Below are 12585 nucleotides of genomic sequence, written 5' to 3' on the forward strand. Positions count from 1 at the left end.
ATCCCGCATGTCTCCTGATCTTCTCAAGCTCATCTTCGGCCGGCTCACCTTCGAATCGCTGCCGCTGCACGAGCCGATCGTCGTCGGCACGTTTGCCGTGGTGGCGACCGGCGGCCTCATCATGCTCGCCGGCCTGACCTATTTCCGCGTCTGGGGTTATCTCTGGAGCGAGTGGTTCACCAGCGTCGACCACAAGCGCATCGGCATCATGTACATGATCCTCGGCATCGTGATGCTGCTGCGCGGCTTCGCCGACGCGCTGATGATGCGGTTGCAGCAGGCGCTCGCCTTCGGCGGCTCGGAGGGCTATCTCAACGCCCATCACTACGACCAGGTCTTCACCGCCCACGGCGTGATCATGATCTTCTTCGTGGCGATGCCGCTGGTCACCGGCCTGATGAACTTCGTCGTGCCGCTCCAGATCGGCGCGCGCGACGTGTCGTTCCCGTTCCTGAACAATTTCAGCTTCTGGATGACGGTCGGCGGCGCGGTGCTGGTGATGGCCTCGCTGTTCATCGGCGAATTCGCCCGCACCGGCTGGCTCGCTTATCCGCCGCTGTCGAACATCGGCTACAGTCCGGATGTCGGCGTCGACTATTACATATGGGGGCTACAGGTCGCGGGCGTCGGAACGACACTGTCCGGCATCAACCTGATCTGCACCATCGTCAAGCTGCGGTGCCCCGGCATGACCATGATGCGGATGCCGGTGTTCACCTGGACCGCGCTCTGCACCAACGTGCTGATCGTCGCTTCCTTCCCGGTTCTGACCGTCGTGCTCGCGCTGCTCTCGCTCGATCGCTACGTCGGCACCAACTTCTTCACGAACGATTTCGGCGGCAGCCCGATGATGTACGTGAACCTGATCTGGATCTGGGGTCATCCCGAGGTCTACATCCTGGTTCTCCCCGCCTTCGGCATCTTCTCGGAAGTGACATCGACCTTCTCGGGCAAGCGGCTGTTCGGCTACACCTCGATGGTCTACGCCACGGTGGTCATCACCATCCTGTCGTACCTGGTCTGGCTGCACCACTTCTTCACGATGGGGTCGGGCGCCAGCGTCAACTCCTTCTTCGGCATCACCACGATGATCATCTCGATCCCGACGGGCGCGAAGATGTTCAACTGGCTGTTCACGATGTATCGCGGCCGCATCCGCTTCGAGTTGCCGATGATGTGGACGATCGCGTTCATGCTGACCTTCGTGCTCGGCGGCATGACCGGCGTGCTGCTCGCGGTGCCACCGGCCGACTTCGTCCTGCACAACAGCCTGTTCCTGATCGCGCACTTCCACAACGTGATCATCGGCGGCGTCGTGTTCGGCGCGTTCGCCGGTATCGGCTACTGGTTCCCGAAGGCATTCGGCTTCAAGCTCGACCCGTTCTGGGGCAAGCTGTCGTTCTGGTTCTGGGTCACGGGCTTCTACCTCGCTTTCATGCCGCTCTATGTGCTCGGCCTGATGGGCGTGACCCGCCGCCTCCGCGTGTTCGACGACCCGAGCCTGCAGATCTGGTTCATCGTCGCCGGCATTGGCGCCTTCCTGGTCTTCCTTGGCATCCTCTCGATGCTGATGCAGTTCGCCGTCAGCTTCCTCAGGCGCGAGCAGCTCAAGGACGTCACCGGCGATCCCTGGGACGCGCGCACGCTGGAATGGGCGACCTCCTCGCCGCCGCCGGCCTACAACTTCGCCTTCACCCCCGTCGCTCACGACAACGACGCGTGGTGGGACATGAAGAAGCGCGGTTATCAGCGCCCGCTCACCGGGTTCAAGCCGATCCACATGCCGAGCAGCACCGGCACCGGCATCATCCTCGCCGGCTTCGCCACCGCGATGGGATTCGGCCTGATCTGGTACATCTGGTGGCTGGCGGCCGCGAGCTTCATCGCGATGCTCGCCGTCGGCATCGGTCACACCTTCAACTATCACCGCGATTTCGATATTCCGGCCGAGGACGTCATCCGGGCCGAAGACGCGCGCACCAAGCTGCTCGCCGGAGCCAAGTAAATGACTGTCGCTGTCAATCCCACGCAAACCGGCGAGCCGGTCTTCTACCTCGCCGACGAACACCCGCATCCGGAAGGCTACAGCACCTCGCTCGGCTTCTGGATCTATCTGATGAGCGACTGTCTCATCTTCGCGATCCTGTTCGCCACTTTCGGCGTGCTCGGCAGCAATTACGCCGCCGGCCCGGCGCCGAAGGATCTGTTCGAGCTGCCGCTGGTCGCGGTCAACACCTCGATGCTACTGCTGTCGTCGATCACGTATGGTTTTGCCATGCTGACGATGCAGCAGAACAAGATCGCGCAGACCCAGATCTGGCTGGCGATCACCGGCCTGTTCGGAGCCGCATTCATCGGCATCGAGCTGTCCGAGTTCGCCCACATGATCCATGAGGGCGCGACGCCGCAGCGCAGTGCCTTCCTGTCCGCCTTCTTCACCCTGGTCGGCACCCATGGCCTGCACGTCAGCTGTGGCCTGATCTGGCTGGTGACCCTGATGGTGCAGGTCTGGAAGTTCGGCCTGATCGAGGCCAATCGCCGCCGCCTGATGTGCCTGTCGATGTTCTGGCACTTCCTGGACGTGGTCTGGATCGGCGTCTTCACCTTCGTCTATCTCCTGGGAGTTCTGCGATGAACACCGATACTCACGCCGCCTACGCGGACGATCATCATCACGGCGACAGCCACGCCAATGCCCACGGCTCGTTCTCGACCTATATGCTCGGCTTCGTGCTCTCGGTCGTGCTCACCGCGATCCCGTTCTGGCTGGTGATGAGCGGCGCGCTTCCGAGCAAGCAGATCACCGCGCTGGTGATCATGGCCTTCGCGGTCGTGCAGATCATCGTGCACATGATCTACTTCCTGCACATGAACACGACGTCAGAGAACGGCTGGAGCATGATGGCGCTGATCTTCACCATCGTCATGGTGGTGATCGCCCTGTCGGGTTCGCTGTGGGTGATGAACCACCTCAACAGCAACATGATGCCGATCCACCAGATGACCGGGATGAAATGAACGAGACCCGGACCGTGACGAGCGAGGCAAACGGGACGCGCAGCAACGCAGCGCGCCCGCCCTTGTGGCTCACGATCCTCTCGCTCACGGCCTTTGCGCTTCTGATCGCGCTCGGCGTCTGGCAGATCGAGCGCCGCGCCTGGAAGCTGGCGCTGATCGATCGCGTCGAGCAGCGCGTTCATGCCCCGGCCCAGCCGATCCTCTCGCCGGCGGCATGGCCGACCGTCTCCGCCGCGAACGACGAATACAGGCACGTCAGCGTCTCCGGCCATTTCCTGCATGACCGCGAGACGCTGGTTCAGGCCGTCACCGAAGAAGGCCCGGGCTATTGGGTGCTGACGCCGCTCAGGCGCGACGACGGCACGCTGGTCCTGGTCAACCGCGGCTTGGTGCCGCCCGAGCGGCGCGACGCCTCGACGCGCCGGGACGGCAATCCGCAAGGCCAGGTCGAGATCACCGGCCTGTTGCGCGTGACGGAGCCAAAAGGCGGATTCCTCAGGACCAACGTGCCTGAGCACAATCGCTGGTACTCGCGGGATGTCGCCGCGATTGCGGCGGCATGCGGCCTCGACCACGTCGCGCCCTTCTTCGTCGATGCCGACGCTCGATCACAATCCGGCAACGGCCCAATCGGCGGATTGACCGTGATCAGCTTTCCCAATAACCACCTGATCTACGCGCTGACGTGGTTTGCCCTGGCGTTCATGCTGGCCGGCAGACTTTTCGTCACATTCGGCGGCGGGCTGTTCCGCCGCAAGGAGCCCTGGAGCGGCTTCGTCCACGAAGCGGCCGGCGGCCCCGATGCTGTCGCCCGCAGGACGGGATCAGATGCTGGAACGATCGGCGAGCCCACCTGACGACGGACGAACGCATGGCGCCGTCACGCTGCAATCGCAGGCGGACGCGCGCAGCGAGCTGATCGGCACAGCGCCAACCGACGACGAGACCAACCGCAAGAACATGGCGCTGCTGATCCAGCTGCGCTGGACCGCAGTGGTCGGCCAGATCGTGACCATCGGCGGCGTGCATGTGTGGCTCGGCATTCCCCTGCCCCTCACCCGCATGGGGGCGGTAATCGGCGCCCTGATATTTCTCAACATCTCCAGCCTGGTTTGGGTGCGCCATCGCGCCGCGATCACCAACAATGAGTTGCTGGTCGCCCTGATGCTGGACGTCGCCGCGCTGACCGCGCAGCTTTACCTCAGCGGCGGCGCCACCAATCCCTTCACCTCGCTGTTCCTGCTCCAGGTGACGCTGGGCGCGGTGCTGCTCGATGGCCGCTCGACCTGGTCGCTGGTCGCCTTGACCTGCGCGAGCTTCGTCTGGCTGACCGTCGCCTACCGACCGCTCGACCTGCCGCCGAACCCGCTGAGCGAGACCTACACCCTCACGGTTGCCGGCATGCTGCTGGGCTTCGTGCTCAACGCCGTGCTGCTGGTGGTGTTCGTCACCCGCATCAACAGGAATTTGCGCGAGCGCGACGCGCATCTGGCGGCGCTGCGCCAGCATGCCGCCGAGCAGGATCATATCGTGCGCATGGGCCTGCTCGCCTCCGGCGCGGCTCACGAGCTCGGCACGCCGCTCGCCTCGCTCTCGGTCATCCTCGGCGACTGGCGCCGCATGCCCGACCTCGCCGCCGATCAGGAGCTGGCCGAGGACCTCGAGGAGATGGAGACCTCGCTGCAACGCTGCAAGTCGATCGTGACAGGCATTCTGGTGTCGGCGGGCGAAGCCCGCGGCGAGGGATCGTCGCCGACGACGGTGGCGGCTTTCGTCACCGCGCTCGTGGAAGAGTGGCGCGACGCGCGCTCGGCGCGCACATTGTATTTCGTCAACACTTTCGGCGAAGACGTCGCAATCGTCTCGGACGTCGCGCTGAAGCAGGTGATCTTCAACGTGCTCGACAACGCCTACGAGGTCTCGCGCGACTGGGTCGAGCTCGTTGCCGGGCGCGAGGGCGATCATCTCGTGCTGTCGATCAGCGATCGCGGCCCCGGCTTTGCGCCGGAGATGCTGGCACAGCTCGGAAAGCCCTATCAATCGAGCAAGGGCCGCGCCGGCGGCGGGCTCGGCCTGTTCCTGGTGGTGAACGTGGTGCGCAAGTTAGGGGGCAGCGTGACCGCCGAGAACCACAGGAAGCGCGGCGCTACGGTCCGCCTCACGCTGCCGCTCGCAACGCTCGCGATCGGAGGCAGCTTTGACGCCTGATCGTTCGCTCGTCGTCGTCGAGGACGATGCCGGCTTCGCCCGCACCCTGAAGCGTTCGTTCGAGCGCCGCGACTACGAGGTCGTGCTCGCCGCCTCGATCGAGGACGTGCGGAAAGTCCTGGAGGAGCGATCGTTTGGCTATGCCGTCGTCGACCTCAAGCTCGGCGGCGCCTCGGGACTGGCCTGCGTGGAGCTCTTGCACACGCACGATCCAGAGATGCTGATCGTGGTGCTGACGGGCTTTGCCAGCATCTCCACCGCCGTCGAGGCCATCAAGCTCGGCGCATGCCACTATCTGGCAAAGCCGTCGAACACCGACGACATCGAGGCCGCCTTCAACAAGGCCGCAGGCAATGCCGAGGTCGCGCTCGACGCCCGGCCGACATCGATTAAGACGCTGGAGTGGGAACGCATCCACCAGACCCTGATCGAAACCGATTTCAACATCTCGGAAGCCGCAAGGCGGCTCGGGATGCATCGGCGGACGCTGGCGCGGAAGCTCGAGAAGCGGCCGGTGAAGTGAGGAGGAGCGGATCGAAGCCGCTCCTCCTCTCCACTGGTTAAGCTTGCTTGCCATATCGCGCGATGACGTCGGCCAGGGCGGTGTGGCCTGCGCAGGATCCTGTTCCCGGATCATTGCTGCCGCTCTCCACGGCGGTGGCGTAGATGACCCCGGGATCGGCCTCGAGTTGTTGGCGCAGCGCGGCCAGCTTTGGCCAGCGGCTCCTGTCCGCGACAGCGTGGAAGTCGAGCCAGCGCGCCACACCTGCCAGCAAGGCGTCCGCGAGGGTCGGCCGGTCGGCGAGCAGGAACCTTGCCGGCTCGATCATGCCTTCGAGCTTGTCGTGGCGTTCGATCACCTTTCTCCTTCCGAACTCCCGCAAGGCCGAACGCATGGCGTCGTCCATCGCCACGCCTTCCATTGCGACCCAAAGCGGCGCGAAGGCGCCGGTAAAGCCGGTATTCACGAACGCCATCAGCTGGTGCATGCGATCGGCTTGCGGCGACAACGGATCAAAGCTGATGCGCCGTTCGGTATCCCTGGCTTCGAGCCAAGCCGCGATCGCCATGGTTTCCGTCAGCACATCGCCCTGGTCCGTTATAAGTGCAGGCGTCTCGTGTCGCGGATTGATCCTGGCGTATGACGGGCTCAGCATCTCGCCCAGCATGTCGACGCGACACAGGCGATATGGCCTGCCAAGCCATTCAAGAGCTGCAACGAGTCCCATGGAGCTTCCCATCGGGAAGCCGTAGAGTAGGATTGGATCCATCGATCTATTCTCCGTGATTTCTGATGATCACGCTGCGCAGCGGTCCCGAACCCTAGTCGCTCGCTCCATCAAGTAAATTGCGAACATTTTTGTAACCTGGAGTCCGCCGATGAAAGACCTCGTTTCGAGATGTCCCATCGAGGAAGTGATGCAGATCCTGAGCGGCCGGTGGCCTACGCTTCTGATCTACTATTTGAAACAGGGCACCAAACGGTTCAGCGACTTGCGTCGGGACAATCCGACCATCTCGCACAGGATACTCGCCCTCGAGCTTCGCAAGCTGGAGGACGCCGGTATCGTGACCCGCACGGAATTCGACGGATACCCGTTGAGGGTCGAGTACGATCTGACCGCCGCCGGCCACACCTTGGTGCCGTTGATCGATGCGTTGGGCGCCTGGTGGTGGACGGTTGCGACTGATGCGCGCGGAGACGACCGCGAGACCGGGCGCGGCGCTTCGGGAAGCGCATCGCGGGTTTGATCCTGCTCAGGACCGCATAGGCTCAAAGCAATTCCGCCCGCTGACGTCCCCGAACCGGGGCGGTCAGCGTCTCCAAAACAAAAAGCCCGGCCGTAAGGCCGGGCTTTGATCTGTTGCGTTCGACGCGCGAGACGCTTACGCGGCCTCGTCGGCGACCGTGGCGCCGCCCTCGGTCTCGTCGCTATCGCCCTCGGCGTCCGCATCGGCCTCGCCTTCGGCGGCTTCGGACTTGGCGCCAGTGCGGCGCGGGCTCTTGGCGAGCTGGGCCTCGATCTCCTTGACCGCTTCGGTCTCGGTCGAGTGCTGCACCACCGCGATCTCGCGGGAGAGACGGTCGAGCGCTGCTTCATAGAGCTGGCGTTCGCTGTAGGACTGCTCGGGCTGCGACTCGGAGCGATAGAGGTCGCGCACGACTTCCGCGATCGCGACGATGTCGCCCGAATTGATCTTCGCTTCGTATTCCTGGGCGCGGCGCGACCACATGGTGCGCTTGACGCGGGCACGGCCCTTGAGGGTCTCGAGCGCACGCTTCACCAGCGCGGGGTCGGAGAGCTTGCGCATGCCGACATTGGCGACCTTGGCGGTCGGCACGCGCAGCGTCATCTTGTCCTTGATGAAGTTGATGACGAACAGCTCGAGCTTCGCGCCGGCGATCTCCTGCTCCTCGATGGCCAGAATCTGGCCGACGCCGTGAGCGGGATAGACGACGAATTCGTTGGCCTTGAAGCCCTGACGCTGGGTCACAACCTTCTTTTCCTCGACCTTCGGCGCAACAGCCGCGGGCTTCACGGCCGGCTTGGCGGCAGCAACAGGGGCCTTGGCAGGAGCAGCAGCAACAGGAGCCTTTGCGGCGGGCTTGGCAGCGGGAGCCTTGGCAGCGGGAGCCTTGGCAACAGCGGGCTTGGCGGCAGGCTTGGCGGCAACAGGCTTGGCAACGGTCGCTTTCGCGGCCGGCTTGGCAGTCTTGTTAGGCATTGCGCTTCTTTTGTTCTTCGAGGACTTTGCAGCCGGCGCCTTCGTCGCGGTCCGACCCTTGGATGCGCTACGGCTGGCCGCGGCGACTTTCTTGGCGTCCTTATGGGAAGCCTTCGCTGAAGTACTCTTTTTACGCGTTTTCTGTGACACAGCCTGCGCGCGGAAACTGCCACGCCCCTGTTCGACATTTGGTTTCACGGGAACCCAACGGGGCCGACGGGGCTAACCAGGGTTCGGCTCAATGTGCCCAATATAGCACATTTCCCGCAAAAATCAATGATTTAGGGGTGTTAAGGCCTAGTTTTCGGCGGTAAGGCCGCTAATAGGGTTAAGTTTGACCCGAATTAGTCGCCGGAGCCGGGGTTCGGCGAGAAATACTTGTCGAACTTGCCCTCCATGCCGTCGAAATCCTTGGCGTCGTCGGGTGATTCTTTCTTCTGGGTGATGTTCGGCCAGCTCTTGGCGTAGTCGGCGTTGACCGTGAGCCACTTTTCCAGGCCCGGTTCCGTGTCCGGCTTGATGGCATCGGCGGGGCATTCCGGCTCGCACACGCCGCAGTCGATGCACTCGTCAGGATGGATGACGAGCATGTTCTCGCCCTCATAGAAACAGTCGACCGGGCAAACCTCGACGCAGTCGGTGTACTTGCACTTGATGCACGCTTCAGTGACGACGTAAGTCATCCAACGCTCCGAAAAGCTCTTTTAAAAGTCGCGGCTTGCGTAGCGCGGATGGCCCGGCGCCGCAAGCTCAGGAACGGCCGATCATGACGGCTTTATGCGCTTGATCGACCAAGAAATGAATTCAAAGCGCAATTAATTGCGCTGAGAACTTGGCGGGCCTTCACCGAGCTCTTCGTAGAGCACACGGGCCGAGGCGGCGTCGCCGCGGCGCTCGTTGAAGGCGATGACTTTCAAGACGCGCACGGTGCGATCGAGCGCGATGGTGAGCACGTCGCCGATCTTGATCGCATGCCCTGGCGATTTCTCGCGTGCACCGTTGACGCGAACATGGCCGGACTCGACAAGCGCGGCCGCGGAGGTGCGCGCCTTCACCACCCGCGCGTGCCACAGCCATTTGTCGATGCGCTGCCGCTCGGTCGTGGGCTCACTCCTTACGCCCGGACAGCTGCTCCTTCAGCGCAGCGAGCTTCGCGAACGGCGAGTTCGGATCGACCGGACGATCGCGCTCGCGCGGGGTGGCGCTCGATGCGTAGGGGCGCAGCGACGGTCCGCCCTGGCGGTCGCGGCCCTTGTCGCGGTCACGGCCACGGTTATCGCGGCCCTTGTCGCGATCGCCGCCGAACTTGCCCTTGTTGCGGTCCTTGTTGTCGCGGTCCTTGCTGCCGCCATTCTTGCCCTCGAAGCGGCGGTTCTTGTCGTCGCGGCCCTCGGGACGCGGCGCAGCTTCGGCGCCACCTTCTCGCGGCTTGCGGAAGTCCCTGCCACCATCTCGACGATGACCGCCGCCATGGCGATGGCGCTCACCGCGCTTCTCGCCGTCGGCGGCAGGCTGGGCTTCGCCTTCGGCAGGCGCAGCGCCGGCTTCAGCGGCCGCCTGTGGACGCGGCTGGTGATGACGCTGGTTGCGATGGCGCTCGTGGCGCGGCTTGCGATCATCGTGACGGCCCGCGGGACGCCAGACCTCGATGAGCTCGGGCTCGGCGGGCGTCGCCGCGGCTTCCACGGGCGCTGCCGCATCGGCCGACGCAGCGGCTTCAGTTGCAGCGGTCTCTGCAGGCGCGGTTTCGGCAGGTGCGGTTTCGACAGCTTCAGCGGGGGCAACAGGCTCTTCCGCAGGTGGCGCGATGCCGGGAGCGTCTTCCGGCGTGACGGAAGCTTCGAGCGCCGGCTCGTCATGCGCGGGCTCGTCGTGCTGCTCCATCCCGGGCGCGTCTTCGACGGTCACAGGCTCGGCAGCGGCTTCGATCGCGGCATCCGCAGGGGTTGCGGCGTCCTCGACCGGCGTTTCGGTTGCGGGCGTCTCTTCGCTGGAGGCTTCAGCAACAGGCGTCTCAGCAATAGGCGTCTCGACAACAGCCGCGGCGGGCTTCGCCGGCAGCGGCGGGCGCTTGTCCATGCGATAGCCGAGCGCACGCAGCACGGAGGCAAAGTCTTCGCCGGCGGAGCCGGTGAGCGAGGTCATCGCCTGCGTCACCACAAAGCTGCGGCCGTCGAATGCCCCGGCGGGCTTTTCGCCAGACGCGTTCTCGCGCCAGGCCAGCGCCGGACGGATCAGATCGGCCAGGCGCTCGAGGATATCGACGCGCACGGCGCGCTCGCCGGCCTGCTTGTAGCCGAGCACGCGATAGGCATCGCGCGGCAGCTGCTTGTCGACCGGGAACGAGGTGCGGCCCGAGCTCGCCAGATGCTGCGCGCCCGACAGCGCGGAGGGATCGACATTGTCCTGCTTCAGCGCCCAGAGCAGCGCGGCCAGCGCACGCCCGGCCGGCTTGAGCAGGCCGGGGAAATAGAGGTGATAGGCGCCGAAGCGGACGCCGTATTTGCGCAAGGTCGCGCGCGAGGGCTGGTCGAGATCCTTCAGCTCGTTGGCGATCTTCGGGCGCTCCAGCACGCCGAGCGCCTCGACGAGCTGATAGGCGATGCCGCGGGCGATGCCGGTGACGTCCTCGGCCTTGCTGAGCTCGAACAGCGGCCCGAGCAGCTTTTCGATATGCGTCTTGAGCCAGAGCTCAAGCCGCGCCTGCACCTTGTCGCGGGGGGCGCCCGTGAGGCGTTCGTCGGAGATGATGCGGATGCGCGGATGCAGCGCTTCCTCTGCGGCAGACAGCCGCGCCACGGCGTCGCCGGTCCAGCGGATGATGCCTTCCGAGGTCAGCACGAACTGCTCGTCCGGCGCATTGCCCAGTTTTTCGGCGCGCGCGTTGATCTCGCCGGCGAGCACGGCCTGCGCTGCAGCCTGCAACGCTTTCGCATCGGAGCCGGCTTCCGCCGCATCCGGTGCAAAGGTGAAGCCATCGAGGCGGCCGATGACATGGCCTTCGACGATGACTTCGCCGGTCTTGCCGATTTCCGTATTCAAGCTCGTGTTCTCCCGCAGGCGGCGCATCAATACACTGGTCCGGCGATCAACGAAACGCTCAGTCAAGCGTTCATGGAGCGCATCCGATAATTTATTTTCGACCTCGCGGGCGATCCCCTGCCAGCGTTCGGGGTCTTTCAGCCAGTCAGGGCGGTTGGCGACGAAGGTCCAGGTGCGAATCTGTGCGATCCGGGCCGACAGCGTGTCGATATCGCCGTCGACGCGGTCGGCCTGGTCGATCTGGGTCCTGAACCAGGCGTCGGGGATGCATCCCTTCCGCATCAGGAAGCCGTACAGCGTCGTCACCAGCTCGGCATGGGCGGCCGGCGACAGCTTTCGATAATCCGGGACCTGGCAGGCCTCCCACAGCCGTTCCACCGCATCCTTGCCATGCGCGACATCGCGCACCTCGGCGTCGCGGGCGGCGTGGTCGAGCACGCGCATGTCCTCGGCAATCGGCGCGCGCGTCAGCGCCTCGTGGCCGGGGGCCAGGTTCAGCGAGACCTGGAGCGCGCCGAGGGACGCAAAATCCAGCTTCGAATTGCGCCATTGCAAAACCTTCACGGGATCGAAGGTGTGGTTCTGCAGCGCATTGACGAGCTCGGGCTCGAACGGCGCGCAGCGACCGGTGGTGCCGAAGGTGCCGTTGCGGGTGGCGCGGCCGGCGCGGCCGGCGATCTGGGCGAATTCGGACGGCGTCAGGCGGCGGAACTGGTAGCCGTCGTACTTGCGGTCGGAGGCAAAGGCGACGTGGTCGACGTCGAGATTGAGGCCCATGCCGACGGCGTCGGTGGCGACGAGGTAATCGACCTCGCCGTTCTGGAACATCGCGACCTGCGCGTTGCGGGTGCGCGGCGACAGCGAACCCAGCACCACGGCGGCGCCGCCATGCTGGCGGCGGATCAGCTCGGCGATGGCGTAGACCTCGTCGGCCGAGAAGGCGACGATGGCGGTGCGGCGCGGCTGCCGCGTGATCTTGCGGTCGCCGGCGAATTCCAGCTGCGACAAACGCGGCCGCGTGATCATGGAGACGCCCGGCAGCAGCCGCTCGATGATCGGACGCATGGTCGCAGCGCCCAAGAGCAGCGTCTCGTCGCGGCCGCGGCGGTTGAGGATGCGATCGGTGAAGACGTGGCCGCGTTCCAGATCAGACGCGATCTGCACCTCGTCGACGGCGAGGAACGAGACGTCGAGATCCCGCGGCATCGCCTCGACGGTCGAGACCCAGTAGCGCGGCGCTTTCGGCTTGATCTTCTCCTCGCCGGTCACGAGCGCGACGGCGTCGGGGCCGACCCTTGCTGCGATCTTATTGTAGACCTCGCGCGCGAGCAGGCGCAGCGGCAGCCCGATCATGCCCGAGGGATGCGCGAGCATCCGCTCGATGGCGAGATGGGTCTTGCCGGTGTTGGTGGGACCAAGCACCGCAGTGACGCCGGCGCCGGGAAGCCGCTCGGAAGCGAAGGGGGAGGAGGAAAAAGGCATCTGGGGGATTAGGTAATGGCGATTGGGGCGAATGTCAGTGCTGTTTTGGGGCGGTGGCGCGAAGGGCTCGCCTCACACGCTGCTGTCCTCGCCCGGCTCGACCGGACG

12 protein-coding genes are annotated in these 12585 nt (G+C 64.9%); 7 read left to right on the plus strand and 5 right to left on the minus strand.

The genetic code is table 11. The features are described from left to right. The first annotated feature begins 7 nt into the window (after window positions 1-7). From cyoB to AC0L3B_RS18485, 6 genes are read left to right on the plus strand one after another with little or no spacing between them, the layout of a single operon-like run. Window positions 8-2005, plus strand: a complete 1998-nt coding sequence (gene cyoB, locus AC0L3B_RS18460) for a cytochrome o ubiquinol oxidase subunit I (protein WP_018452957.1) — start codon at window positions 8-10, stop codon at window positions 2003-2005. Further along, entirely contained in the window at window positions 2006-2635 is a 630-nt protein-coding gene (gene cyoC, locus AC0L3B_RS18465; protein WP_085351629.1) for a cytochrome o ubiquinol oxidase subunit III, read from the plus strand. After that, window positions 2632-3018, plus strand: coding sequence for a cytochrome o ubiquinol oxidase subunit IV (cyoD, locus tag AC0L3B_RS18470; RefSeq protein ID WP_473380869.1), 387 nt, complete (start codon window positions 2632-2634; stop codon window positions 3016-3018). The genes cyoC and cyoD overlap by 4 nt, the downstream gene beginning before the upstream one ends. Continuing rightward, window positions 3015-3875, plus strand: a complete 861-nt coding sequence (locus tag AC0L3B_RS18475; protein ID WP_473380870.1) for an SURF1 family protein — start codon at window positions 3015-3017, stop codon at window positions 3873-3875. Before cyoD ends, AC0L3B_RS18475 begins: the two co-directional genes overlap by 4 nt. Next, complete coding sequence (locus AC0L3B_RS18480) at window positions 3847-5226, plus strand: ATP-binding protein (protein WP_166520799.1); 1380 nt, start codon at window positions 3847-3849, stop codon at window positions 5224-5226. The genes AC0L3B_RS18475 and AC0L3B_RS18480 overlap by 29 nt, the downstream gene beginning before the upstream one ends. Further along, window positions 5216-5749, plus strand: a complete 534-nt coding sequence (locus AC0L3B_RS18485) for a response regulator transcription factor (protein ID WP_018452952.1) — start codon at window positions 5216-5218, stop codon at window positions 5747-5749. Before AC0L3B_RS18480 ends, AC0L3B_RS18485 begins: the two co-directional genes overlap by 11 nt. 37 nt (window positions 5750-5786) lie before the next feature. On the opposite strand, the gene AC0L3B_RS18490 is transcribed toward AC0L3B_RS18485, so the two are convergent. Further along, on the minus strand, window positions 5787-6497 hold the full coding sequence (locus AC0L3B_RS18490) for a glutathione S-transferase family protein (protein WP_204512782.1): 711 nt from the start codon (window positions 6495-6497) through the stop codon (window positions 5787-5789). 109 nt (window positions 6498-6606) lie between these two features. Between AC0L3B_RS18490 and AC0L3B_RS18495 the strand changes: the two genes are divergently transcribed. Next, window positions 6607-6978, plus strand: a complete 372-nt coding sequence (locus AC0L3B_RS18495) for a winged helix-turn-helix transcriptional regulator (protein ID WP_473380871.1) — start codon at window positions 6607-6609, stop codon at window positions 6976-6978. Window positions 6979-7113: 135 nt separating this feature from the next. Here AC0L3B_RS18495 and AC0L3B_RS18500 read toward each other — a convergent pair whose 3' ends face one another. The 4 genes from AC0L3B_RS18500 to AC0L3B_RS18515 all read right to left on the minus strand — a co-directional run bounded on the left by AC0L3B_RS18500 (window position 7114) and on the right by AC0L3B_RS18515 (window position 12477). Further along, the gene (locus AC0L3B_RS18500; RefSeq protein WP_247360829.1) at window positions 7114-7953 is read right to left on the minus strand and encodes a CarD family transcriptional regulator; all 840 of its coding nucleotides are present in this window, start codon (window positions 7951-7953) and stop codon (window positions 7114-7116) included. Between the two features lie 344 nt (window positions 7954-8297). Continuing rightward, the gene (gene fdxA / locus AC0L3B_RS18505) at window positions 8298-8636 is read right to left on the minus strand and encodes a ferredoxin FdxA (protein ID WP_018452948.1); all 339 of its coding nucleotides are present in this window, start codon (window positions 8634-8636) and stop codon (window positions 8298-8300) included. A 132-nt stretch (window positions 8637-8768) separates the two neighbouring features. Further along, window positions 8769-9038, minus strand: coding sequence for an RNA-binding S4 domain-containing protein (locus AC0L3B_RS18510; protein WP_083926310.1), 270 nt, complete (start codon window positions 9036-9038; stop codon window positions 8769-8771). Between the two features lie 22 nt (window positions 9039-9060). Beyond that, complete coding sequence (locus AC0L3B_RS18515; RefSeq protein ID WP_473380872.1) at window positions 9061-12477, minus strand: helicase-related protein; 3417 nt, start codon at window positions 12475-12477, stop codon at window positions 9061-9063. Window positions 12478-12585: the final 108 nt, after the last annotated feature.

This window comes from Bradyrhizobium sp. Kon56, from assembly GCF_055807635.1.